Below are 25,013 nucleotides of genomic sequence, written 5' to 3' on the forward strand. Positions count from 1 at the left end.
CGAACATCCCGGCCTGCTGCGGTTCACCATCGGGCTGGCCGAGATCACCGTGCTGCTGATGACCGACCGGCTCACCGAGGCCCACGAAACGGCCCGCCAGTTCACCGATTTCGCCGAACTGGCCCAGCCCGGCCGGGCGATCGGCGAGGTGCTGGTGGCGCAGGCGCTGATCGCGGCCGGCAAATTCGATGCCGCGGCCGAGCTGCTGGCACCGGCCGCGGCGACCTTGGAGCGGACCGGGTATTCGTGGGGTCCGCTGTCGCTGACCCTGCTGGCTACCGCCCTGGCGCGGCAGTCTGACATCGCCGGGGCGGCAAAAGCGTTGCGCCGGGCAGAATCCCGTCACGGATCCAAGTCAGCACTGTTCGCCCCGGAGTTGGGTGTGGCGCGTGCGTGGCAGCGGGCCGGCATGCGGGACCACCATGGCGCGATCACCGCTGCCCGCGACGCCGCCCGGATGGCCGAACGCAGCGGGCAGTCCGCGGTTGCGCTGCAGGCCTGGCAGGTGGCGGTCCAGCTCGGTGATGCCCGGGCCGTCGACCCGCTGGCCCGGCTGTGCGACGAGGTCGATTGCGCGTTCGGCCGGACCGCGCTGACGCAGGCCCGCGCGCTGCCCACCGGGGGTTAGGCGCCTTCCCGGGCCTGCGGGGGGAGCTCGGTGTCCAGTGGGCCGTCCAGTGGCAATTTGACGACGTGGCACCGGCGTGTCGCGTCGTCAAATTGCCACTCGGCGAGCCCACCTAGCCGGCGAGGAACCGTCGCAGCAGGTCGGTCACCGCGCTGATCTGGGAGACCGGCACCCGCTCGTCGACGCAATGGGCCAGGTTCGGGTCGCCGGGCCCGTAGTTGACGGCGGGAACACCGCAGGCGGCGAACCGCGAGACGTCGGTCCAGCCGTACTTGGCGCGCACCTGACCGTCGGCGGCGGCCACCAGGGCAGCCGCCGCGGGCGCGGTGAGCCCGGGCAGGGCGCCGGCGGCGACGTCGGTCTGGTCGATCGCGACGTCGAGCCCGTCGAAGACCTCCCGCACATGGGTCAGCGCCTGCTCGGGTGAGCGGTCCGGCGCGAAGCGGAAGTTCACCGTGACACTGGCCGCGTCCGGAATCACGTTGCCGGCCACCCCGCCGTCGATACGCACCGCCGAGAGCCCCTCGCGGTAGACGCAGCCGTCGATGTCGACGCTGCGCGGCCGATAGGCGGCGAGCCGGTCGAGCACCGCCCCCAGTTTGTGGATGGCGTTGTCGCCCAGCCAGGACCGCGCCGAATGCGCCCGGGTGCCGCCGGCGGTGACGACGACCCGCAACGTGCCCTGACAGCCGGCCTCGATAAAGCCGCCGGTGGGCTCACCGAGGATGGCGAGGTCGGCCACCAGCCAATCCGGCAGGTTGCGTTCGATGCGGTTCAGTCCGTTGGCGGCCGCGTCGATCTCCTCACAGTCATAGAAGACGCAGGTCAGGTCGTGTACCGGTTCGGCGATGGTGGCGGCCAGGTGCAGGAAGACGGCGTCGCCGGATTTCATGTCGACGGTGCCGCAGCCGTGCAGGACATCACCTTCCGCCTCGGTGGTGCGGCGGCTGGGCAGATTGCCGGCCGCCGGAACGGTGTCCAGATGCCCGGCCAGCAGCACCCGAGTCGGTCGCCCGAGCCGCGTACGAGCCAGTACCGCGTCGCCGTCGCGGATGATCTCGAAGCCGGAGGTTTGGGCCCGTAGCGCGGCTTCCACCTCGTCGGCGATTCGTGCCTCGTGCCGCGATTCACTGGGGATGTCGACCAGCGCCGCGGTCAGCGCAATCGGGTCGGAGCGCAGGTCCAGCACGGCCCCAGCGTAGCGGGTCGCTTCTCCCGGCCAGCAGACGTGAAAGCCCCCAATTCTCGGGCGCGCAGGGGGCTTTTGCGTCTGGTCGCCGAGGGAAAGTAGCCTGACCGGCGTGACTGGAGCTTCGGGCGTCGGCGTGGCGACGCTGGCCGCAGACGGATCGGTTCTCGACACCTGGTTTCCTGCACCGACGTTGGACGGCTCGGGTGACCCGGGCACCACCCGCTTGGCGGCTGCCGACGTGCCCGCCGACCTGGCTCACCTCGTTGAGTTGGTCGGCGCCGACGAGGACCGCGGCACCGAGACGGTGGCGGTGCACACCGTGATCGGTGCACTGGCGGACAAGGCCGCCGACGCCTACGACGCCTACCTGCGGCTGCATCTGCTGTCGCACCGACTGGTGGCCCCGCACGGACTCAACGCCGACGGGTTGTTCGGTGTGCTGACCAACGTGGTGTGGACCAATCACGGGCCGTGCGCGGTCGAGGGTTTCGAATCGGTGCGAGCCCGGCTGCGGCGCCGCGGTCCGGTCACCGTCTACGGCGTGGACAAGTTCCCGCGGATGGTCGACTACGTGCTGCCGTCCGGGGTGCGCATCGCCGACGCCGACCGGGTGCGCCTGGGCGCACACCTGGCGCCGGGCACCACGGTGATGCACGAGGGATTCGTCAACTTCAACGCCGGCACACTGGGCACCTCGATGGTGGAGGGCCGCATCTCGGCGGGTGTGGTGGTCGGTGACGGCTCCGACGTCGGCGGCGGCGCGTCGATCATGGGAACGCTGTCCGGCGGTGGCACCCAGGTGATTTCGATCGGCCAGCGCTGCCTGCTGGGGGCGAACTCCGGGCTGGGCATCCCGCTGGGTGACGACTGCGTGGTCGAGGCCGGACTCTATGTCACCGCCGGCACCAAGGTCGCCATGCCCGACGGCACCACGGTCAAGGCCCGCGAGCTGGCCGGCGGCAATAACCTGTTGTTCCGGCGCAATTCGTCGACCGGGGCGGTCGAGGTGGTCGCCCGCGACGGTCAGGGCATCGCGCTCAACGAGGACCTGCACGCCAACTAGCGGCCGGGTACATAAGGCGGTCCGGCTTCCCCTCTCCTCCGTCGAGGCTCGCTGAACCGCCGCGTCAGACCAGCGCCTGCTCCTCCTTCACCGGCTGGATCGGTTGCGGCCAGGGCTGCGGACGCGGGCGTGGACGCACGATCTGCGGCCACCAGAACCAGCGTCCGAGCAGGGTGGCGATCGACGGTGTCATCAGGGACCGGACGATCAAGGTGTCGAAGAGCAGGCCCAGTCCGATGGTCGTGCCGACCTGGCCGATCACGATCAATGCGCTCACCGCCATGGAGGCCATGGTGAAGGCGAACACCAGACCGGCAGCGGTGACCACGGCACCGGTGCCGACCATGGCGCGGATGAGCCCGGTGTGCAGACCGGCGTGGATCTCTTCCCGGATGCGCGCGACCAGCAGCAGGTTGTAGTCGGCTCCGACGGCGAGCAGGATGATGACCGACATCGGCAGCACCATCCAGTGCAGCGGGATGCCGACGAGGTGTTGCCAGAGCACCACCGACAGACCGAACGCCGAGCCGAGACTGAGCACCACCGTGCCGACGATCACCGTTGCGGCGACCACGGCGCGGGTGAGCACCAGCATGATGACGAAGATCAGCACCAGTGCCGCCGTCCCCACGATCAACAAGTCGAAGTTGGCGCCCTGCTGCATGTCGTGGAACATCGCCGCACTGCCGCCGAGGTAGATCCGGGCGCCTTCGAGCGGCGTTCCCTTGATGGCGTCGGCCGCCGCGACCTTGAGCGGGTCGATGCGCGATGTCCCCTCGGGGGTCAACGGATCACCTTGGTGAATGATGGTGAACCGCACCGCATGTCCATCGGGTGACATGAACAGTTTGATGCCCCGCTTGAAGTCGGCGGTCTCGAAGGCTTCCGGAGGCAGGTAGAACGAGTCGTCGTTCTTGGCGGCATCGAACGCCTCGCCCATCGCCGTGGAATTCTCCTGCATGGCCATGTTCTGGTCCTGCTGTGCCTTCTGCACCTGGTACTGGTTGAGCAACGTCTGCTTCTGGTTTTTCATCGACTGGATCTGCGCCGGCATCACGGCGACCATCTGCGGCATCAGCTCGGCCATGCGTTGCATGTCGGGAACCAGGTCGTCGAAGTCGCCGGACATGGTGTCGATACCGTCGAGGCTGTCGAAGACCGATCGCAGCGCCCAGCAGATGGGGATGTCGAAGCAGTGCGGCTCCCAGTAGAAGTAGTTGCGGAACACCCGGAAGAAATCGTCGAAATCGGCCATGTGGTCCCGCATGTCGGAGATGTCGTCGGAGGTCTTCGCCATCTTGTCGGCCATGCGTTGCGACACCGCGGCCAGGTCCGTCTGAATCCTCATCATCTCGGTCATCGAGTCGATGCTGGCCTGCAGGTCATCGGCCTGGCTGAGCAGGTTCTCCAGGTTGGTCTGCATGTAGTCGTTGTTCATCATTGCGGCGGTACCGCTCTGGCCGATGGTGTAGGGGATCGTCGAGTGCTTGATCGGGTCACCGTCGGGGCGGGTGATGGTCTGCACCTGGGCGATGCCGTGCACGTTCTTGAGAGCCTTGGCGATCTTGTCGATCACCAGAAAATCCGCCGGGTTGCGCAGATCCCGGTCGGCTTCGATCATCATCAGGTCCGGGTTCATCTTTGCCTCGGAGAAGTGCCGGGTCGCCGCCGCGTAGCCCACGTTGGCCGCGACGTCGTCCGGCAGGTAGATGCGGTCGTTGTAGTTCGTGTGGTAACCGGGCAGGGCCAGCAGGCCGATCAGCGACGCCGCGACGGCTACCACCAGGATCGCCCCCGGCCAGCGAACCGTCGAGGTACCGACCCGGTGCCATCCGCGGGCCGCACTGATGCGCTTGGGCTCCAGCACACGGCCGAAGCGGCTGCACACCGAGATGACTGCGGGCCCCAGCGTCAAGGCTGCCGCGACCACGATCACCATCCCGATCGCCAGCGGGATGCCCATCGTCTGGAAGTACGGCAGCCGAGTGAAGTGCAGACACAGCGTCGCCCCGGCGATGGTCAGCCCCGATGCCAGCACCACATGCGCCGTGCCCGCGAACATGCTGTAGTACGCGGATTCTCGGTCCTCACCGGTCTTGCGTGCCTCCTGGTATCGGCCGATCAGGAAGATCGCATAGTCGGTGGACGCAGCGATGGCCAAGGTAACCAGCAGGTTGGTGGCGAAGGTCGTCAGGCCGAACACGTTGTGGTAACCCAGGAATGCCACCGCCCCCCGGGCGCCGGACAGCTCGAGTAAGACCATGGCGAGCACGATCAGTGTGGTGATGACGGATCGGTAGACGGTCAACAACATCACCGTGATCACGGCGAAGGTGAGCCGCTCGATGAGCTTCATACTCGCGTCGCCGACGTGGTTCTGGTCGGTGCTGGTGGCCGCGGGACCGGTGACGTAGGCCTTCACCCCGGCGGGAGTGGGGCCCTGGGATGCGATGTGGCGCACCGCATCCACCGACTCGTTCGCCAGCGTCTCACCTTGATCGCCGGAGATGTAGACCTGAACGTAGGCGGCCTTGCCGTCCGCGCTCTGGGCGCCCTTGGCAGTCAGCGTGTCGCCCCAGAAGTCTTGCACATGCTGCACATGGGCGGTGTCGGCGCGCAGCTCGCGCACCATGCGATCGTAGAATTCGTGCGCCTCGGCGCCCAACGGCTCGTCGCCTTCGAGCACCACCATCACCGAGCTGCTGGTGTCGTACTCTTCAAACACCTTGCCGACCCGCTTGGTGGCGATCATCGACGGCGCGTCGTTGGGGCTCATCGACACCGCACGCAGCTTGCCGACCTCTTCCAGCTGCGGCACAACAATATTCAGTGCGGCGATGAGAGCGATCCACGCCAGGATGATCGGCACTGCGAACCGTCGGATGAGCCGGGGAATCAGCGGGCGCTCGGCGTGACGAGGCTGCGCGATGGCCTCGGCCGGCCGGTCGTCCGTCGGCGCGGTCATGCGGCCTTCACAAAGCAGAAGGTCTCGGCATTGAATCCGGTAGCGGTCCGTTCCTGTTTGATCTCGTCGTCGACGGTGACCCGGCAGCTGATGCTGTCGCCGTCACTTTGGGCCAGGATGTTGGGCATCACCGAGGGCAACGTGGTCTCCAGTGTCAGCGTCCAGGGCAGCGCCGCGCTCGTGACGCGCTGGGGCTTGCCCTCGAGGTCCATGTAATTGATGACGGCGCTGCTGCCCGAGCCGAAGACTTCATAGGTGACGAACTTCGGGTTGAAGTCCTCGGCGTTATCCGAGGAGATGTCGGTCACCACCACCGGATGCGCACCGAACACCGTCCGCAGCTGGGCGACTGCGATGACACCCGCGCCCACCGCGATCACGATCAAGACGGGCAGCCACACCCGGCCTAGCAGCCTTATCATCGTCACCTTTCCCGACGTCGGCCCGGGGCAGCCCTGCGTCTCTCCGAGTAGCCAAGCTAACTATATAAGTGGATTCAGTCAATCCGTTTTTTTGTTGCGCGCATTACACTTGGCCGGTGTGAGCGCGAGTAACACAACGGGCCGCCCGCTGCGCAAGGACGCCGAGCGCAATCGCAAGCGGGTCCTGGAGGCCGCCCGAGATCTGTTTGCCCGCAAGGGCCTCGAGCCCAACCTCAATGACGTCGCACACCACGCGGGCGTGGGAGTCGGCACCGTGTACCGCAGGTTCGCCACCAAGGAGGAGCTATTCGAGGCGATCTTCGCCGACGGTCTCCATCAGCTGGCCGACTTGGCGGAATCGGCTCTGCGCCAACCAGACCCATGGCAAGGGTTCGTATGGTACGTCGAGCAGATGTGTCAGCTCACCGCGACCGACCGCGGATTGCGGGAGATCGCCTTCAGCAAGACCTACGGCGGCGATCGGGTGACCGCCGCCCAGGAGCGGCTTGTCCCGATCCTGAAACGGCTCGTGGAGCGCGCGCGGGCCGACGGCCGGCTGCGTCCGGAACTGTCCGATACCGACATGCCCATCTTCGGGCTGCTGGCCGGCACGGTCAGCGAGTTCGCCGGCCACGTCGACGCCGACCTGTGGCGCCGCTACGTGGCCCTACTCGTCGACGGGATGCGTTACCGCACTGAACAATTGCCGCTACCGGTGGCCGCGCTGGACGACGACGGCGTCGACGCCGCGATGCGGACCTGGGAGCCAGCCGGTCCCGGTGCCGACCGTCTCAGCGGTCATCCCGACCGCGATTGAACGTGCCGCCGACGGCTACAGCATCGCGTTGCTGATCTTGTCGCTGTCCTTGCCGATGGTCTTGCAGTAGGCGCTGACCGCCACCCGCGTCGCGGACAACTCCATGTTGGACGGCTCGTTGCCGTTCTTGTCCTTGAGCATCTTGGAGACTTCCGAGCGCTGCTTCTCGTCGTCGTGGCTGTTGAACTCCTGACAGGTGGTGTCGCCGCCCTTGTTGACGACCTTGCTCACCTCCGAGCAGCCACCGAGCAGGAACGCCGCGCCGGCCAGGAGTGCGCCGACGGAAAGAGTCCAATTTTTCACAGCGCCACTCCTTCTGGTTTCGGTTCACGCAAGCGCGAGCCTACGGCAGCAACGCCTTCTTGAGTACCTTTCCCATTGCGTTGCGCGGCAGCGCATCCACCATCCGCACCTCGCGCGGGCGTTTGTGGGCCGACAGTTGTTGCCCGACGTAGTCGATCAGCTCGTCGGCGGTCGCCGTGTGGTCCGGGGCGGCGACGACGAACGCGGCGATGCGCTGGCCCAGATCCTCGTCGGGCAGTCCGACGACGGCCACCTCGGCTACCGCGGGATGGCCGAGCAGGGCGGTCTCGATCTCGCCGGCCCCGACCCGGAAGCCGCCGGTCTTGATCAGGTCCACCGATTCGCGGCCGACGATCCGGTGCATCCCGGCGGCGTCGATGACCGCGACGTCCCCGGTGCGGTACCAGCCGTCGGCGTCGAAGGCCGCCGCGGTCGCCTCGGGCAGGTTGAGGTAGCCGTCGAACAAGGTCGGTCCACGCACCGCCAGCCGCCCGATGGTCGCCCCGTCGTGCGGGACCGGCTCGCCGTCCTCGCCGATGAGCCTGGTCTGCACGCCCTGCAACGGCAACCCCACCCAGCCGGGTCTGCGTTCGCCGTCAACCCGGGTGCTCACCGTGATCAGCGATTCGGTGCTGCCGTAGCGCTCGATGGGCTGGTGGCCGGTCCGGGCGACGAGCGCGTCGAACACCGGAACCGGCAGCGCCGCACTGCCCGAGACCAGCAGCCGGGCCGGCCGCAGCGCGTCGGCGGCACCGGCATCGGCCACCACCCGCGACCACACGGTGGGCACCCCGAAATACAGTGTGCCGCCCAGCTCACTGCAGCTTTGCGCGTAGGCCTGCGGCGTCGGTTTGCCGGTGTGCACGAAGCGGTTGCCGACCCGCAGTGAGCCCAGCAGTCCCAACACCAGGCCGTGCACGTGATACATCGGCAGGCCGTGGACCAACACGTCCTCGGGGCTCCACTGCCAGGCCTGGGCCAGCGCGTCCAGGTCCGCTGCCAGCGCCCGCCGGCTCAACTGCACACCCTTGGGCGGGCCGGTGGTGCCGGAGGTGTAGATGACCAGCGCGGCGTCGCTTGCACCCGGCGGTTCGGCTGGCGACTGAGCCGATCCGGCGCCGCGCCGTACCGGCACATGCGGCAGGCCGGCGAGTTCGGTGGGCCGCTCCCCCAGCCAGGCTTGCGCGTTCGAGTCACGCAGGATGTGGGCACGTTCGGCGACGCCGACATCGGCTGGGACCGGGACCACCGGCAACCCGGCGAGCAGACAACCGGCGACTGCGAGCACCGTCGACGCCGTCGGGGTGGCCAGCACCGCCACCCGCCCCGCCCCGCCGAGGTCTTCGAGCGCCGCCGCCGCCGCAGCGCGCAGATCGGCCCGGCTCAGCGTGGTGTTGTCGATGCGTACCGCATCGGCGATATCGTCGACGTGGGTATCCAGCGAGGTCAGCAACACCCAGGGGACGTTACCGGTTGCCTGCCCGGCCGGCGTTGGCCGCTTTGCCGGCCCACCAGCCACCGTTGTAGCTGGTATCAATGAGCTTGTTCCATTAAATTTGTGGTGACCGGATCACGAGAGGCACACCGATGCACGACCAGTCCGACCAGCGGCGCGGGGCCAATCGCACCCGGCGGTTGCCGCGCAACCAGCAGCGGGAACGGGTGCTGCGACTGGTCACCAGCGCCACCGGCGCGGTGGATGCCTCCGAGATCGCCACCCAGATGGGCTTACACGTCACCACCGTGCGGTTCCACCTCGACGCACTGTGTGAGGACGGCTCGGTCGCGCGCACCCGGATCAAGCGGGACGGCGTCGGGCGCCCCCGCACCGGCTACGTCGCGGTGCGCGACCGGCTGGATTACCGGGGTCTGGCCGAGATCCTCGCGATGGAACTCGGCGACACCGCCGCCGAGCGCCGGCAGCGCGCCGAACGAGCCGGCCGGCGCTGGGCCGGCAGGATCATGGCCCAGGACGTCTCCGAAGGCTCCGCTGACGGCGCCCGGAACGGCGCACCGGCCCTCGACGACCGCACCGGCCGAATCGCCGACGCCTTCGAGCGAATGGGGTTCGGCCCGGAGATCACCGCGCCGGCCGATGTCGGCGACGGCCACCGCGAGTGCGCGATCCGGCTGCACGCCTGCCCGGTCCGCGACCTGGCGCGCTCCCATCCGGAAGTCAGCTGCGCCATGCACCTCGGTCTGCTGCGCGGACTGCTCAGCACCGATGCGGACGGCGGCGAAAACACTGCGCTGCACGCCGAGTTGGATCCGTTCGTCGAGCCGGAGTTGTGCATCGCCAGGGTGACCGGTCGCTGACCGGTCCCGGACCGATTCCGGCCACCGGCTGCCATCGGCACGATCAGTCGCGCGATCCCAGCGGCTCGGCGACCTCACGGCGCCCGATGTGCAGCTCGTCGCGGAGCCGCGGCACCATGTGCGGATAGTGCAGTTCGAATGCCGGCCGCTCCGAACGGATTCGGGGCAGTTCGGTGAAATTGTGCCGCGGCGGCGGGCAACTGGTCGCCCACTCCAGCGAGTTGCCGTAGCCCCACGGATCGTCGACGGTCACGACCTCGCCGTAGCGCCAACTGCGGAACACGTTCCACAGGAACGGCAGCATCGATGCCGCCAGGATGAACGCCCCGACGGTGGAGACGATGTTCAACGGCTGGAACCCGTCGGTGGACAGGTAATCGGCGTAACGGCGCGGCATCCCCATGTTGCCCAGCCAGTGCTGCACCAGGAACGCGGTGTGGAAGCCGATGAACGTCAGCCAGAAGTGCAGTCTGCCCAGCCGCTCATCGAGCAGTCGGCCGGTCATCTTCGGGAACCAGAAGTAGATCCCGGCGAAAGTCGAGAACACGATGGTGCCGAACAGCACGTAGTGAAAGTGCGCCACCACGAAATAGGTGTCGTGGACGTGGAAGTCCAGCGGCGGACTGGCCAGCATCACGCCGGTCAGCCCGCCGGCCAGGAACGTCACCGCGAACCCGAGCGAGAACAGCATCGGCGTCTCGAACGTCAGCTGGCCGCGCCACATCGTGCCGATCCAGTTGAAGAACTTGATGCCCGTCGGCACCGCGATCATGAAGCTCATGAACGCGAAGAACGGCAACAGGACTGCGCCGGTGGCGAACATGTGGTGCGCCCACACCGCCGTCGACAGGCCGGCGATGCTCATGGTCGCGTACACCATCTGGCTGTAGCCGAACACCGGCTTGCGGGCGAACACCGGGAAGATCTCGGTGACGATGCCGAAGAACGGCAACGCGACGATGTACACCTCGGGGTGGCCGAAGTACCAGAACAGGTGCTGCCACAGCAACGCTCCGCCGTTCGCCGGCTCGAAGATGTGCCCGCCCAGGTGCCGGTCGACGGCCAGGCCGAGCAGCGCCGCGGTCAGCAGCGGGAAGACGATCAGCACCATGATCGAGGTGATCAGCACATTCCAGGTGAAGATCGGCATCCGGAACATCGTCATCCCGGGGGCGCGCATGCAGACCACGGTGGTGATCATGTTCACCGCGCCCAGGATGGTGCCCAATCCGGAGACCGCCAGCCCCATGATCCACAGGTCGGCCCCGGCGCCGGGGGCATGGACGACGCCGCTCAGCGGTGCGTAAGCGGTCCAGCCGAAATCCGCGGCACCGCCCGGCGTCAGGAACCCGGCGACCACGATCAGCGCGCCGAACAGATACAGCCAGTAGCTGAGGGCGTTGAGCCGTGGGAAGGCCACGTCCGGCGCCCCGATCTGCAACGGCAGCACCAGATTGGCGAAGCCGAACACGATCGGGGTGGCATACAGCAGCAACATGATGGTGCCGTGCATGGTGAACAGCTGGTTGTACTGCTCGTTGGACAGAAACTGCAGGCCCGGCGCGGCCAGCTCGGTGCGCATCAGCAGGGCCATCAGACCGGCGATCAGAAAGAAGCTGAACGTGGTCACCATGTACAAGATGCCGATCAGCTTGTGGTCGGTGGTGGCGATCACCCGGTAGACCAGCGCCCCGCGCGGGCCGACCCTGGGCGGATACGGGCGCAGCGGTAACAGCTGCTTGCCGGGAATGCTCGTCAGGCTCATGCGGCACCCCGACTGACCACATCTGCCATCGGCACGCCTCCCGCCGAAGTCGTAGCCCCGTCGACAGTGCGTGCCGGCCAGACCAGCGGATATAACGACCTATGGTACGGGAAATCAGCGCGACGCGTCGGCCGCTCACCCGGTCGCATAGGCGACCGCGACCTCCCCGGCCAGCCGGGCATTGGCCAGCACCAGCGCGACATTGGTCGCGACCGACGCGCCGCGGGTGCCGCGGTGGAAGTGATCGAGCAGGAAGGGGGTGACGTCTTTGCCGCGTACCCCGGCCGCCTCGGCGGCGGTCAACCCGTCGGCGAGCACCCGGTCGTGCAGCGCGCGATCCAGTTCGGCATCGGCTTCGACCGGATTGGCCAGAATCAGCCCGTAGCCCTCGGTGCGCAACCCGGCGCGGGCACGCAACACCGCGGCGGCCTGCGCCGGGGTGTGCACCTGCCAGTCGATCGGGAACCCGGAGTCGGCGAGATAGAAGGCGGGGAACCGGTCGGTGCGGTACCCGATCACGCCCACCCCGAGGGTCTCCAGGCGCTCCAGCGTCGCACCGATGTCCAGGATCGATTTGACGCCCGAACACACCACCAGCACCGGTGTGCGCGACAGCGTCGTCAGATCCGCGGACTCGTCGAAGTTCGCGCGCGCCCCGCGGTGTACCCCGCCCAGTCCGCCGGTGGCGAACACCACGATGCCCGCCGCCGCGGCCAGATGCGCGGTCGAGGCGACCGTGGTCGCGCCGTCGCCACCGGCGGCGGCCAGCATCGCTAAGTCGCGGACGCTGACCTTGACCGCCCTACCGGCGGTGGCGAGGTGGTACAGCGCTTCGCCGTCGAGCCCGATCTGCGCTCGGCCACCGAGGACGGCGATGGTGGCCGGTACCGCTCCTGTCGAGCGCACCGCCTGCTCGATCTCACGGGCGACGCGCAGGTTGTCCGGGCGGGGCAGGCCATGCGTGATGATCGTGCTCTCCAGCGCCACCACGGCGCGACCAGCGGCCAGCGCATCGGCGACTTCGGGATGGATGCGCACCGTCTCACCTTATGGCGACCGGCTACCGCTTCGCGCCCGACGATCCTGTCGGAGCAGGCTGCTAACGTCCGCGCCAGCACATCAAGACTCCGGAGGTGCCGTGGTCGACCAGCGACGCAGGTGGCCGGGCTACGCCGTGGTCGCGGCGGCCCTGCTGATCGGCACGTCGGGCGCCCCCGCGCCGGCCGACCCGGTGGTGGCCGGCGGGTCGGCCGCACTGGCCAAGCTCGACGCGCTGCCGATCAAGGGCCGTGCCGCCAAGACCGGCTATGACCGCGCGCTGTTCGGACAAGCCTGGAGCGATGACGTCACGGTGCCGGGCGGACACAACGGTTGCGACACCCGCAACGACATCCTGCGCCGCGATCTGGTCGACATCGAGATCAAGCCGGGCACCAACGATTGCGTGGTGCTCTCCGGGGTTCTCCACGATCCCTACACCGGTACCGCGATCGCCTTTCAGCGCGGCCCGGGCACCTCCCGGGCGGTGCAGATCGACCACGTCGTGGCGTTGTCGGACGCCTGGCAGAAGGGCGCCCAACAGTGGGACGAACCGACTCGCCGCAACTTCGCCAACGACCCGCTGAACCTGCAGGCCACCAGCGGCCCGATCAACTATCAGAAAGGTGACGGTGACGCCGCAACCTGGTTGCCGCCCAACAAGTCCTACCGCTGCGAGTATGTCTCGCGCATCGTGGAGGTGAAGTCCGGCTACGGGCTGTGGGTCACCCGGGCAGAACATGATGCGATCGCGCGCATCCTGACCGGCGACTGCGGCGCGCCCGCCGACCAGCAAGCCCCGCCGGAGGGTGAACCCACAACCGAGCAGCCTCCGGCCGAACCGGTGCCGTTCGTCGGCTCGACCGACGGCCTGCCGGTGTATTTCCCGAACTGCGCCGCCGCCCGGGCCGCCGGTGTCGCGCCGATCCTGGCCGGCCAGCCCGGCTATCGGCCCGGACTGGACGGCGACGGCGACGGCATCGCCTGCGAGTAGCCTGCGGCATCAGTCACCCGGCGGAGAACGGGCGCGCCATCACCTTGGGCGCAAATCCATACCGGGGACCGACTCCCCTGCCGCCGGCCCCGGCACCGGCCAGCGGCATCCCGCCCAGCAGATTTCCCGAACCCTCCACATCCGGGCTGATGGCGGAGACGGTGCTGATCGGAATCGGCGGGACCGCGCCTGCTGGCGGGCCGACCCCGGCCCAGCCGGCCGGCACCGACAGGCGCCCGGCCGCCGCGGCATTGCCCAACGCGGCTGCCACCGGCGCTCCGCCACCGATCGGGGCCGCCAAGCCGGCGGCAGGCAGCGCCGCGGGCAACGCTCCCGCGGCCGCCTTGGCGCCGTCACCGGCAGCCTTCGCCGCCGAGGCAGCCGGCGCCAGTGCCTTGGACAACGAGACCCCGCTGTTGACCGCACCCGTGGAGAAGTGCGCTATCGCGATGCTGCTTTGCGCCGGGGCGACATAGGACGTCCACGGCGCGAGCAGGTTGGCTATCGGACTTTCGGGGGTGTACTTCAGGCCCACCATGGCGTAGAGATCGCCCAGCATGTCATCTAACGGTGACGTCGACGCATCCGCTGCACCGGCCGCCGACGAGGCCGGTGAGGTCAAGCTCGCCAATGCCGACTGGACCGCGGAAACCAGTTGCGAGGACGGTGAATTGCCGGTGGTGGTCGGGTCCGGACCGCTGAACGGCGCCACCTGCGACGCCGATGCCGACTCACCGGCGTACTGGTACATGGCGGCGGCATCACGCGCCCACATCTCGCCGTAGTCGGCCTCGGTCACAGCGATCGCCGGGGTGTTCTGTCCCAGAACGTTTGTCGACAACAGCGACGACAGCTGGATGCGGTTGGCGTCGACATCGGCAGGATGCACCGTGGCCGCCACGGCAGAGTCGTAGGCCGCGCCGGCCTCCCGGGCCCGCGTTGCGGCCAGCTCGGCCCGCGCCGCGGTGGCATTCATCCAGTCCACGTATGGCGCGACCGCTTGCGCCATCGAGGCCGATGACGGCCCAAGCCAATCCTCGCCGGCCAGGCGCGTCACGATCGCCTCGTAACCGGCGGCAGCCGAGGTCAGTTCGGCGGCCAGCCTGCTCCAGGCCGACGCGGCAGCGATCAGCGGCGACGAGCCTGCCCCGGAATAGATTCGCGCCGAGTTGACCTCCGGCGGCAGCGCCCCGAAATCCATTGTCGTGAGCTAACTTGCCGCAGCGGCGTTGACCGCCTCGGTTGCCGCATACGACTCGGAGCTGAGCGCCAATGTCCGCACGAATGCCTCGTGGATAGCGGCGGCTTGAGCACTGACCTCTTGGTATGCCTGTGCGTGAGCGGAGAACAGCGCCGCTGTCAACGCCGACACCTCGTCGGCCGCCGCCGGCGGCAACACCGTGGTCGGTCCGGCGGCTGCCATGTTCTGTGCCGTTACCACCGATCCGATGCCCCGCAGTTCACTGGCAGCGCTGGTCAATGCTTCCGGCTGGGTGTTGACGAACGACATCTGTCACCTCCTGATCATTGTCTGCGCCATGGCACTTCACGAATCTCGCTGATTGTGAGACTAGGAGATTTTTCGAGCGTGCTGTTACCGGCGCTGGGCCGCGCAACCACCGCACCGCGGCGTCGTTCGCACGCACCCGGGCATTCACCTCTGGCCCGCGGGTGTCAGTCAAGCGCCCTGACCACCGCAAACGCCGCCCGAAGACCGAAACGCATCGGCCGTTGATCACCGCTCGGTTTGCGGTGTGAGAAAAAGAATCCCGCCGCGGTTAAACTCTCGCATCGGCCGACGTCGGATTCGGCTACAGCGCAACGCAAGTGGGCCAGGCGGCGACGCAGGAAGAGACCGGCCGGTCAGCCACCGGCCGGATGGCGCGTCAATACGCTGTACCGGAAGCCGTATCGGTTGACGTAGCCGTCGCTGCGGCGAGCGGCACCCCCGCCGCTGATCGGTATCCCCCGCAATATCCCCCGAGGCTGGCTCTCGACGGACGAGGCGGCGGCAGCGGGCGGCGGCAGGGGCTGCGGAGTAGTCTCGGTGACGGCGCCGGACCAACTGGGGGGCACCGACAACCGGCCGACGGTGCCTGCTCGTCCGAAACTCGCTGCGGGCACTCCGCCGGCGCCGGCCGTCACCGGCGGGATCGGCCCACTGGGCGCCGGCGGCGCAGCGGTGGCGCTGGAGGCGGGCGGCAAGATCCCCTTGGCGATGTTCATGATGTTCGTCGGGGTCGAGGCCAGTCGCTGGACGATCTGCACGGTGCTGGTGGAGCTTTTCAGTATCTGCGGCAGGTTCGCTTTGAGGTCCTCCCCTACCGCATACTGCGACGGCGATGTGGCGAGGTGCTGCAGCCATTGCCGGATGGTCTCTACCAGATCGTTCGAGACGTGCTGTTGGGCAGCCGATCCCACGGCTCGTGTCACCGCGTCCCGCTGGCGTTCCTCGCCGCCCGCGGCAGTGGTCTCCGGTGGCGTCTGGAAGGGTGTCACCATTGCGGCGACCCGCGACGCCGCCGCGTAGCCGTACATCGCCACGGCGTCCTGTGCCCACATCTCGGCGTAGCGCGCCTCAGTGGCCGCGATCGCGGGGCTGTGCTGCCCCAGCAGATTCGTCGCCACGAGCAGGGCCAGCAGGCTGCGATTGGCCGCGACCTCGCTCGGGGGGATCGTTGCCGCGTAGGCGATCTCATACGCGCCCGCAGCGGCACGGGTGTAGTCGGCGGCCCGCTCGGCTTCGGTGGCGGTCGCGGCCATCCACGACACGTAGGGGCCTACCGCTGTCAGCATCGCCGTCGCGGACGGCCCCCACCACGAGGCCTCGACGATCCGGGAGATCAGTGATCGGTAGAGCTCGGCCGCCGAATTCAGTTCGTTCCCGACAGCGCTCCACGCGGTCGCCGCCGCCAGCAACGGCGCCGATCCGGCTCCGGAATACATTCGCGCGGAATTGATTTCCGGCGGAAATGCTCCGAAGTCCATCACCACAACCCTTCGCGCATATCGGCGGACCGATCCCCGTCATCCGTCGGCTTTTCATGGGCAACGGAGCTCATCTTTGGCAGAGCCCTGCGTCGCCGTCCACGGCCCGGCGGTTTGAGGCGAGGCTAGACGACGACCGCGCACCTCCCGCCGGCCGGCGACGGCGTTCGCCCGGCGACACCCCGGCGGATGCCCGTTCGCGACCGAGGTCTGCATCGGCCACGCGGCGAGCCTGTTGTACGGCTTCCAGCTGCGGCAATGCTCGTTGTGGCGGCAGCTCGCGGGCCAGGCTCGTCCGCGGCGACATGCCGGCCCCGAGCGGCTGGACGCAGATAGAATCTCGCAGCCGCTAAACCCGGGTGACCGGAGCGACGCGCTGGTCGGTAGTGCGGCCTAGCGGTCCGGATCGAGCCGGTCGACCGCCGCGGCGATCCGATCGTCGGGGGCGGTCAGCGCCACCCGGACGTGCTCGGCGCCGGACGGACCGTAGAACTCGCCGGGCGCGACGAGGATGCCGCGCTCGGCCAGCCATCCGAGGGTCTGTCGGCAGGCTTCGCCGCGGGTGGCCCACAGGTACAGCCCGCCCTGCGAGTGGTCGACGGTGAATCCGGCCGCACGCAGCCCCGGCAGCAACAGCTCACGGCGGCGCGCATACCGGTCGCGCTGCTGGTGTTCGTGCTCGTCGTCGTCGAGGGCGGCGGCCATCGCCGCCTGCACCGGGGTCGGGACCATCATCCCGGCGTGTTTGCGCACCGCGAGCAGTTCGGCCACCACCGCAGCGTCGCCCGCGACGAATCCGGCCCGGTAGCCGGCCAGCGACGACGTTTTCGACAACGAGTGCACCGCCAGCAGGCCGGTGTGGTCGCCGTCGCACACCTGCGGGTGCAGCACCGACCGCGGTGCCGGGTCGTCCCAGCCCAGCCCCAGATAGCACTCGTCGGAGACCAGCAGCACCCCGTTCTGCCGGGCCCAGCCGACCAGGTCGCGCAGCTCACCGGCGGTCAGGATGGCTCCGGTCGGGTTGCTCGGCGAGTTCAGGTACACCAGGGCCGGGGGCGCGCCGTCGAGGTGCTGCGGCGCGTCACTGCGCACCCACGATGCTCCGGCGAGCCGGGCCCCCACCTCGTAGGTGGGATACGCCAACTCGGGTACCACCACCACGTCGTCGCCGCCGAGCGCGAGCAGGGTCGGCAGCCAGGCGATGAGCTCCTTGGTGCCGATCACCGGCAGTACCGCCGACTCCGCGACGCCGGTGATGCCGTAGCGGCGGGCCAGCGCCGCGACCGCCGAGGCCCGCAGAGCCGGTGTGCCGGCGGTGGTCGGATATCCCGGCGCCGAGGAGGCCGCCGCCAACGCGTCGCGAATGACCGGGGCGACCGGGTCGACGGGGGTGCCGACCGACAAGTCGACGATGCCGTCAGGGTGGGCCTTGGCCAGCGCCGTCACATCGGCGAGCGTGTCCCAGGGGAAAGTCGGCAGCGCGGCCGATCTGCCGCCATACACGGGACTCACGGGGCTGCGGCGGGGCGGCGGGGCGGCGGCGGATTCATCGGTTCCTGATAGTAGCCGCGGCGTGACGGCGCGCCGCCGACCAGCACAACCGTAGCTATGCACGCAGTTGCACTGCAACTAGTTGCATAGCTGGCGCCGGCTGCCTATGCTCGCCGTCGTGGCCCTTCCCCACGCGATCCTGGTGTCGCTATCCGAGCAGGCCGGCTCCGGCTACGAACTCGCCAACCGATTCGATCGTTCGATCGGCTACTTCTGGAGCGCCACCCACCAGCAGATCTATCGCACGCTGCGCAGCATGGAAGCCGACGGCTGGGTGGCCGCCACCGAGGTCGCCCAACGCGGCCGCCCGGACAAGAAGGTCTACACCGTCGCCGAGGCCGGCCGTCACGAGTTGGCACGTTGGCTCGCCGCGCCGCTCGCCGGTCGCGGCAGCTCGATCGTGGACAACCGGCTGCGTGAGCTGGCGGTCAAGATCCGCGGCGCCGGCTATGGCGACGCCGCCGCGGTGCGCGAGCAGGCCGTCACGTTGCGCGCCGAGCGTTCCGCGCGCCTCGAGGTCTACCGCGCCCTGGAGAAGAAGCAGTTCCCGGACCCCGGCTCGCTGTCGGGGGCCGCGCTGCACCAGTACCTGGTGTTGCGCGGCGGCATCCGGGCCGAGGAAAGCGCCATCGACTGGCTCGACGAGGTGAAGGCGGCACTGTGACGACGCGATCCAGCAATCCCTACCCGATGCTGTTGTCCCCGTTGGATCTCGGGTTCACCACCCTGGACAACCGGGTGGTGATGGGTTCGATGCACACCGGCCTGGAGGACCGGGCCGCCGACATCGGCAAGCTGGCCGAGTACTTCGCCGAACGCGCCCGCGGCGGCGTGGGATTGATCATCACCGGCGGCTACGCCCCGAACCGGACCGGCTGGCTGCTGCCGTTCGCCTCGGCGATGGTTAGCTCCGCCGATGCCCGCCGACACCGCCGCGTCACCGACGCCGTCCACGACGCGGGCGGCAAGATCCTGCTCCAGGTGCTGCACGCGGGACGCTATGCCTACCATCCGTTTTCGGTCAGCGCCTCGGCGATCAAGGCACCGATCAACCCGTTCCGGCCGCGCGCACTCTCGTCGCGGGGAGTCGACTCGACCATCGACGACTTCGCCCGCGCGGCCGAGCTGGCCCGCGAGGCCGGCTATGACGGTGTCGAGATCATGGGCAGCGAAGGGTATCTGCTGAACCAATTCCTGGCGCCGCGCACCAACAACCGCACCGATGACTACGGCGGGACCGCGGCCAACCGGCGCCGCTTCCCGGTGCAGGTGGTCGCGCGCAGTCGTGCGGCGGTGGGTTCCGACTTCATCATCTGCTACCGGATGTCGCTGGCCGACTACGTCGAAGAGGGGCAGAGCTGGGACGAGGTCCTCGCGCTGGCGACCGAGGTCGAGGACGCCGGGGCCACCATGATCAACTCCGGCTTCGGCTGGCACGAGGCCCGGGTGCCGACCATCGTCACGTCGGTCCCCAACAGCGCGTTCGTCGACATCTCCCACGCGGTGGCCGATCACGTCACGATCCCGGTGGTGGCGTCCAACCGGATCAACATGCCGCAGGCGGGCGAACAGATCCTCGCCGAGACCTCGGTCCAGCTGATATCGATGGCCCGTCCGATGCTGGCCGACCCCGACTGGGTGCGCAAGGCCGCAGCCGGCCGGGCCGACGAGATCAACACCTGCATCGCCTGCAACCAGGCCTGCCTGGACCATGCCTTCGTGCACAAGAAGGTCTCGTGCCTGGTCAATCCCCGGGCCGGCCATGAGACCACGCTGGTCCTGCGCCCGGCACGGCGCCGCCGGCGCATCGCGGTCGTCGGCGCCGGGCCGGCCGGGCTGTCGGCGGCGGTGACGGCTGCCGAACGCGGCCACGAAGTGACGCTGTTCGAGGCCAACGAGTTCATCGGCGGCCAATTCGACCTGGCCAAGCGGATTCCCGGCAAAGAGGAGTTCGCCGGGACGATCCGCTACTACACCACGATGCTCGACAGGTATGCGGTGGCCGTGCGATTGGGCAGTCGCGCGAGTGTCGAGGAATTGACCGATTTCGACGAGGTGATCCTGGCCACCGGCGTGAAGCCGCGGATCCCGCAGATTCCCGGTATCAAGCATCCGATGGTGCTGTCGTATGCCGACGCGATCAACGGCCGGCCGGTGGGCGAGGCGGTGGCGGTGATCGGCGCCGGCGGAATCGGGTTCGACGTCAGCGAATTTCTGGTCGTGCCGAACCCGGAATCCTCGCCGACACTGAACCTCAAAGAGTGGCGGGCCGAATGGGGCGCCGCCGACCCGTGGGACGCCCGGGGGGCGGTGATGCCACCGGATCCGGCACCGCCGGCCCGGCAGGTGTACCTGCTGGCACGGACGGCGGGGGCACAAGGCCGCAACCTCGGCAAGACCAGCGGATGGGTACACCGGGCGTCGTTGAAAGCCAAAGGCGTCCAACAGCTTTCCGGGGTGAACTATGAGCGCATCGACGACGACGGCTTGCACATCAGCTACGGCCGGAAAAGGTCGCGCCCGCGGCTACTGGCGGTGGACAACGTGGTGATCTGCGCCGGGCAGGAATCGGTGCGCGACCTCGAGGCCGGCTTGCGGCAACACGGGTTGCGCCCGCACGTCATCGGCGGGGCCGCGCTGGCGGCCGAGCTGGACGCCAAGCGGGCGATCAAACAGGGCACCGAGCTGGCCGCGCGGCTGTAGTCCACCCGCCCGCGACCGTGCGCAAATCCGGTTGTCAGCCCGGCGTGTCGGCCGGGGACGCGCACGCTCGCGGGTGGGTGGTGCCCCCAGCTCGCGGGTGGGTGGTGCCCCCAGCTCGCGGGTGGGTGGTGTCCCCAGCTCGCGGCCGGAGGGGCGCGTAGTCGGTGGTGCGCTGGCGAGCCGGGCGGCCGATGCCCTCGGCGATGCCCACCAGTTCGGCGATGGTCTTGGCCGAGCCGTGCTCGGAGCCCGCCATCCGGGAAATGGTCTCCTCCATCAGGGTGCCGCCCAGATCGTTGGCGCCGCCGTTGAGCATCACCTGGGTGCGCTCCACCCCCAGCTTGACCCAGCTGGTCTGGATGTTGGGGATGCGCCCGTGCAGCATGATCCGGGCCAACGCGTGCACCGCACGGTTGTCGCGGTGACTCGGGCCGGGCCGCGCGCCGCCGGCCAGGTACAGCGGCGAGCTCTGATGCACGAACGGCAGCGGCACGAACTCGGTGAATCCTCCGGTGCGGTCCTGAATGTCGCGCAGCACCCGCAAGTGCCCGATCCAATGGCGCGGCGAATCGATGTGGCCGTACATCATCGTCGAACTCGACCGCAACCCGACCTCGTGCGCGGTGGTGACGACCTCGACCCACATCGAGGTCGGCAACTTGCCCTTGGTCAGCACCCAGCGGATCTCGTCGTCGAGAATCTCCGCGGCGGTGCCCGGGATGCTGCCCAAGCCGGCCTCGCGCAGGCTGATCAGCCACTCCCGAATACTCAAGCCGCTCTTGGACACCCCGTTGGTGATCTCCATCGGCGAGAAGGCGTGCACGTGCATCGACGGCACCCGCTCCTTGACCGCCCGCACCAGATCGGCATAACCGGTGACGGGCAGCTCCGGGTCGATCCCGCCCTGCATGCAGACCTCGGTGGCGCCGGCCAGGTGCGCCTCGTAGGCGCGTTGGCCGACCTCGGCATTCGACAGCGAGAAGGCGTCGGCATCGCCCTTGCGCTGGGCGAACGCGCAGAACCGGCAGCCGACATAACAGATGTTGGTGAAGTTGATATTGCGGTTGACCACATAGGTGACGTCGTCGCCGACAGCCTCGCGCCGCAATGAATCAGCCAGGGCGGCAACGGCTTCCAGTGCCGGACCGTCCGCGGTGGCCAGCGCCAGATACTCGGCGTCGGTGCAGCCGGCCGGGTCACGTTCGGCTGAGCGCAACGCGGCCAGCACATCGGTGTCGACGCGTTCGGGGGCGCGGGCGGCCAGTTGGTGGATCTGTTCGCGGATCGACTCCCAGTCCCCGAAGGCGCTACCCAGATCACTGCGTGTCTCGGTGGCGCGGCCGTCGACGTCGATGGCGGTGTGCAGGTCCACCCGGCCGGCGGAGACCACCTCGTCGGGTTCCTGCCAGGCCAGCCCGACCGGGTTGACGTCGCGCGCCCACCCGGTGTCCGGGTCAGCCAGCGCCGCGACGTGCGGGCGCACCCTCGGGTCGATCCACGCCGCACCGGCCTGCACGTAATCGGGCTGCGCGGTGAGCCGCTGTACCAGGTCGTAGCCGGCCTGCTCGGTGACGGCGGCCAGCTCGTCCAGCGCCGGCCAGGGCCGCTCTGGGTTGACATGATCGGGGGTCAGCGGCGACACCCCGCCCCAATCGTCGACCCCGGCGCCGATCAGCGCCAGACACTCCTGGGTCGAGACCAGGTTGGGCGGCGCCTGCACCCGCATCTTCGGGCCCAGCACCAGTCTTGCCGCCGCCACGGTGGCCAGGAATTCCTCGAAGCCGGCGTCCGGCGTCGACGCCATCGCGGTGTGCTCTTTGGCCCGGAAGTTCTGCACGATCACTTCTTGGATGTGGCCGAACTCTTTGTGCACCTTGCGGATCGCGTGCACGGTGTCGGCGCGTTCGGCCAGCGTCTCGCCGATGCCGACCAGCAGGCCGGTGGTGAACGGGATCGAGAGGCGGCCCGCATCGGCCAGGGTGCGCAGCCGTACCGCCGGATCCTTGTCGGGGCTGCCGTAGTGTGCCTGACCCTTGGTCTCGAACAGCCGCCGCGAGGTGCTCTCCAGCATCATGCCCATGGACGGTGCCACCGGCTTGAGCCGCGACATCTCCGACCAGCTCATCACCCCGGGATTCAGGTGCGGCAGCAGGCCGGTCTCCTCCAGCACCCGGATCGCCATGGCTCGCACGTAGGCCAGCGTGCTGTCATAGCCCCGCTCGTCGAGCCACTGCCGCGCTTCGGGCCAGCGCTCCTCGGGCCGGTCCCCGAGGGTGAACAGCGCTTCCTTGCACCCCATTTGGGAGCCTCGGCGGGCGATCTCGAGAATCTCGTCGGGCCCCAGATACATCTGCTTGCCCTGCGCCCGCAGCACGCCGGGGACGGTGACGAAAGTGCAGTAATGGCAGGTGTCCCGGCACAGGTGCGTGACCGGGATGAACACCTTGCGCGAGTAGCTGACCGGCAGCCTGCCACCCGGCCCGCGCCGGCCGCCCGAGACCAGGCCGGCGTCGCGGACCCGGGCCGCACTGGCGCACAGGTCAGCCAGATCGGGACCGCGGGCACTCATCGCGATAGCGGTTTCCTCGACGTTGAGGAGCACACCGTCGCGGGCCCGCCGCAGGACTCGCCGCAGCGCCGACGGGTTCGTCATCCGCGCCGCACCCGCACCCGGAATCTCGCGCATGCCATATGCGCCACAGTAGTCGCCGCCCCAACCGGCCCGACGAGCGCAGGGCGCGCCCGCCCGGTCCTCAGGGTTCGCCGGCCGGCCGGCCAGCCGACAGCTGCAGGCGACGCCGCCACAACAGCCACCCCGGCGGGGCGCTGCCCAGCACGATCATCAACAGCACGCCGTAGGCCATCACGCCGCGGTCGGCGAAGATCAGGTCATCGCCCGGCCCGCCGAGGGTCATCAGCGCGATCGTCAGCAACCAGGTCCACAGCGGCAGCGCGGCCAGCCGCAGCGAGGACGTGCAGCGCAGGGCGACCCACAGCAGACCCGCATTGACGAAGCCGCCCACCAGTGCGCTGAGCGGAAACGGAACCGCGCCGATGTGCGCGGGCAGCAGCAGGGCGGTGGAAACGGCGCAGAGCACGCCGTCGACGGCCAGCAGGGCCAGCACCGAGTAGTCGACGGCCCGACGACCCGGCGGATCGGTGTTCATCGCGGGCTCGGTGAGCGTCGCGATCGGGCTCAAGTCGGGATGCTGTCCAGCTGGCTGACCAACGAACCGACCATCCACTGATAGCTGTCCAGCCACCACTGCCAGTGCTCCAAGTTCGGGTCCAGATCGGGATCCATGCCTACGCCCTAACGTGTCGGGTACTTGCTCAGCAGGAGCTTACCGCCTGCCCGGTGCCGGCGAGCCCGAGTCCGGCCAGCAGATCGGTCTCCCATCCCCGGCCATCGCGCGGGCCGGCGCTGCCGGCGGCCAGCACGTAGTGCTCACTGTCCAAGATGGGCTGAGCCACGTTGTTGGACAACGCGAACGCCCGGCCGGTGGGGCCGACGGCCACCTGGGTGGCGTGCGCCGCCATGGCCGCCAGCTTGGCGGCGCGCGATCCGGGGGCCTCGATGACGGCGTCGATCCGGTCGTCGGGGAACTCCCCGACCATGCCTTGCGTGTCGCCTTCATCCGGCAACGTCCAGTGCGGCAGCCGGTCGGGGTCCCGCAGGGCCCGCCGGGCGTCGCGCCAGGCGCTGGCGGCGGTCACCGTCCAGTAGAACTTCGGCGTGGCCCAGGCCCGGCCCGGGCCGGCGTCATCGGCGGCCGCGGCCGCCACCGCCGCGGTGGTGACACGGTGGGCGTGTACATGGTCGGGATGGCCGTAACCGCCGTACGGGTCGTAGCCGACCACGACATGCGGCCGCACCCGCTGGATGACAGCCACCAGCGCCGGCACGGTCTCCGCATCGGCGGCGTCGATGAATCGCTGCTGTCGCCGGGGCGGAGTGCCGGCCATCCCCGAGTCGCGCCAGCGCCCCGCACCGCCGAGAAACTGCGGATCTCCGATCCCGAGTTCCCGTAATGCGGTGGCGAGCTCGCCGATCCGGTAGCCGCCCAGCTGGTCGGCGTGATCCACCCCCAGGTGTGCCCAGCGGTCGCCGATGACCTCACCTTCTTCGCCGAGCGTGCAGGTCACCACATGCACATCGGCGCCGCGCGCGGCGTAGTGGGCGATGGTCGCGCCGGTGGTGAGTGTCTCGTCGTCGGGATGGGCATGCACGAACAGCAACCGTGGGGTCTGATCCGACACAGCCCGAA

At 69.0% G+C, this 25,013-nt stretch carries 20 protein-coding genes and 1 pseudogene; 7 read left to right on the forward strand and 14 right to left on the reverse strand.

The window, feature by feature from the left end; all coding sequences use genetic code 11:
- Positions 1–628: pseudogene (locus DQP56_RS09085) on the forward strand (AAA family ATPase); the annotation flags it as partial.
- Between the two features lie 112 nt (positions 629–740).
- Here the strand turns inward: DQP56_RS09085 and dapE are convergent.
- Entirely contained in the window at positions 741–1,817 is a 1,077-nt protein-coding gene (dapE, locus tag DQP56_RS09090) for a succinyl-diaminopimelate desuccinylase (RefSeq protein WP_112684660.1), read from the reverse strand.
- A 103-nt stretch (positions 1,818–1,920) separates the two neighbouring features.
- Here dapE and dapD point away from each other — a divergent pair, with 103 nt between their 5' ends.
- Entirely contained in the window at positions 1,921–2,883 is a 963-nt protein-coding gene (dapD, locus tag DQP56_RS09095; protein ID WP_112684662.1) for a 2,3,4,5-tetrahydropyridine-2,6-dicarboxylate N-succinyltransferase, read from the forward strand.
- 64 nt (positions 2,884–2,947) lie between these two features.
- On the opposite strand, the gene DQP56_RS09100 is transcribed toward dapD, so the two are convergent.
- Positions 2,948–5,848: an MMPL/RND family transporter gene (locus tag DQP56_RS09100; protein WP_112684664.1), complete on the reverse strand. Its 2,901-nt coding sequence runs from the start codon at positions 5,846–5,848 to the stop codon at positions 2,948–2,950.
- Positions 5,845–6,270: an MmpS family transport accessory protein gene (locus DQP56_RS09105; protein ID WP_112684666.1), complete on the reverse strand. Its 426-nt coding sequence runs from the start codon at positions 6,268–6,270 to the stop codon at positions 5,845–5,847. The genes DQP56_RS09100 and DQP56_RS09105 overlap by 4 nt, the downstream gene beginning before the upstream one ends.
- A gap of 109 nt (positions 6,271–6,379) precedes the next feature.
- Here DQP56_RS09105 and DQP56_RS09110 point away from each other — a divergent pair, with 109 nt between their 5' ends.
- On the forward strand, positions 6,380–7,087 hold the full coding sequence (locus DQP56_RS09110) for a TetR/AcrR family transcriptional regulator (protein ID WP_435673838.1): 708 nt from the start codon (positions 6,380–6,382) through the stop codon (positions 7,085–7,087).
- Positions 7,088–7,102: 15 nt separating this feature from the next.
- On the opposite strand, the gene DQP56_RS09115 is transcribed toward DQP56_RS09110, so the two are convergent.
- Both DQP56_RS09115 and DQP56_RS09120 read right to left on the reverse strand, forming a co-directional pair.
- Positions 7,103–7,390 carry a hypothetical protein gene (locus DQP56_RS09115; RefSeq protein WP_112684670.1) on the reverse strand — a complete coding sequence of 96 codons (288 nt, stop codon included), beginning with the start codon at positions 7,388–7,390 and terminating at the stop codon, positions 7,103–7,105.
- Positions 7,391–7,430: 40 nt separating this feature from the next.
- The gene (locus DQP56_RS09120) at positions 7,431–8,846 is read right to left on the reverse strand and encodes an acyl-CoA synthetase (protein ID WP_112684672.1); all 1,416 of its coding nucleotides are present in this window, start codon (positions 8,844–8,846) and stop codon (positions 7,431–7,433) included.
- Positions 8,847–8,977: 131 nt separating this feature from the next.
- On the opposite strand from DQP56_RS09120, the gene DQP56_RS09125 reads away from it, so the two are divergent.
- A complete protein-coding gene (locus DQP56_RS09125) occupies positions 8,978–9,706 on the forward strand; it encodes a helix-turn-helix transcriptional regulator (protein WP_112684674.1) in 729 nt (242 codons plus the stop codon).
- A gap of 43 nt (positions 9,707–9,749) precedes the next feature.
- Here DQP56_RS09125 and ctaD read toward each other — a convergent pair whose 3' ends face one another.
- Both ctaD and DQP56_RS09135 read right to left on the reverse strand, forming a co-directional pair.
- On the reverse strand, positions 9,750–11,471 hold the full coding sequence (gene ctaD, locus DQP56_RS09130; RefSeq protein WP_112684676.1) for an aa3-type cytochrome oxidase subunit I: 1,722 nt from the start codon (positions 11,469–11,471) through the stop codon (positions 9,750–9,752).
- A 135-nt stretch (positions 11,472–11,606) separates the two neighbouring features.
- Entirely contained in the window at positions 11,607–12,509 is a 903-nt protein-coding gene (locus DQP56_RS09135) for a pseudouridine-5'-phosphate glycosidase (protein WP_112684678.1), read from the reverse strand.
- 100 nt (positions 12,510–12,609) lie between these two features.
- On the opposite strand from DQP56_RS09135, the gene DQP56_RS09140 reads away from it, so the two are divergent.
- Complete coding sequence (locus tag DQP56_RS09140; protein WP_112684680.1) at positions 12,610–13,503, forward strand: GmrSD restriction endonuclease domain-containing protein; 894 nt, start codon at positions 12,610–12,612, stop codon at positions 13,501–13,503.
- A gap of 13 nt (positions 13,504–13,516) precedes the next feature.
- Here DQP56_RS09140 and DQP56_RS09145 read toward each other — a convergent pair whose 3' ends face one another.
- The 4 genes from DQP56_RS09145 to dapC all read right to left on the reverse strand — a co-directional run bounded on the left by DQP56_RS09145 (position 13,517) and on the right by dapC (position 17,994).
- On the reverse strand, positions 13,517–14,704 hold the full coding sequence (locus DQP56_RS09145) for a PPE family protein (protein WP_112684682.1): 1,188 nt from the start codon (positions 14,702–14,704) through the stop codon (positions 13,517–13,519).
- A 9-nt stretch (positions 14,705–14,713) separates the two neighbouring features.
- A complete protein-coding gene (locus DQP56_RS09150) occupies positions 14,714–15,013 on the reverse strand; it encodes a PE family protein (RefSeq protein ID WP_112684690.1) in 300 nt (99 codons plus the stop codon).
- A 353-nt stretch (positions 15,014–15,366) separates the two neighbouring features.
- The gene (locus DQP56_RS09155; RefSeq protein WP_234825566.1) at positions 15,367–16,491 is read right to left on the reverse strand and encodes a PPE family protein; all 1,125 of its coding nucleotides are present in this window, start codon (positions 16,489–16,491) and stop codon (positions 15,367–15,369) included.
- A gap of 393 nt (positions 16,492–16,884) precedes the next feature.
- Complete coding sequence (gene dapC, locus DQP56_RS09160) at positions 16,885–17,994, reverse strand: succinyldiaminopimelate transaminase (protein ID WP_112684694.1); 1,110 nt, start codon at positions 17,992–17,994, stop codon at positions 16,885–16,887.
- Between the two features lie 166 nt (positions 17,995–18,160).
- On the opposite strand from dapC, the gene DQP56_RS09165 reads away from it, so the two are divergent.
- Positions 18,161–18,706: a PadR family transcriptional regulator gene (locus tag DQP56_RS09165; protein ID WP_112684723.1), complete on the forward strand. Its 546-nt coding sequence runs from the start codon at positions 18,161–18,163 to the stop codon at positions 18,704–18,706.
- Positions 18,707–18,732: 26 nt separating this feature from the next.
- Complete coding sequence (locus tag DQP56_RS09170) at positions 18,733–20,745, forward strand: NADPH-dependent 2,4-dienoyl-CoA reductase (RefSeq protein WP_112684725.1); 2,013 nt, start codon at positions 18,733–18,735, stop codon at positions 20,743–20,745.
- Positions 20,746–20,779: 34 nt separating this feature from the next.
- On the opposite strand, the gene DQP56_RS09175 is transcribed toward DQP56_RS09170, so the two are convergent.
- The 3 genes from DQP56_RS09175 to mshB form a co-directional block, all read right to left on the reverse strand.
- Positions 20,780–23,431 (reverse strand): bifunctional FO biosynthesis protein CofGH, encoded by a 2,652-nt coding sequence (locus DQP56_RS09175; protein WP_435673839.1) that lies wholly within the window; start codon positions 23,429–23,431, stop codon positions 20,780–20,782.
- Positions 23,432–23,498: 67 nt separating this feature from the next.
- A complete protein-coding gene (locus DQP56_RS09180) occupies positions 23,499–23,912 on the reverse strand; it encodes a hypothetical protein (protein ID WP_205868829.1) in 414 nt (137 codons plus the stop codon).
- Positions 23,913–24,078: 166 nt separating this feature from the next.
- Positions 24,079–25,005, reverse strand: coding sequence for an N-acetyl-1-D-myo-inositol-2-amino-2-deoxy-alpha-D-glucopyranoside deacetylase (gene mshB / locus DQP56_RS09185; protein WP_112684698.1), 927 nt, complete (start codon positions 25,003–25,005; stop codon positions 24,079–24,081).
- Positions 25,006–25,013 lie beyond the last annotated feature (8 nt).

Origin of the sequence: Mycolicibacter senuensis, from assembly GCF_003284925.1 — a bacterium.
GTDB classification, from domain to species: domain Bacteria; phylum Actinomycetota; class Actinomycetes; order Mycobacteriales; family Mycobacteriaceae; genus Mycobacterium; species Mycobacterium algericum_A.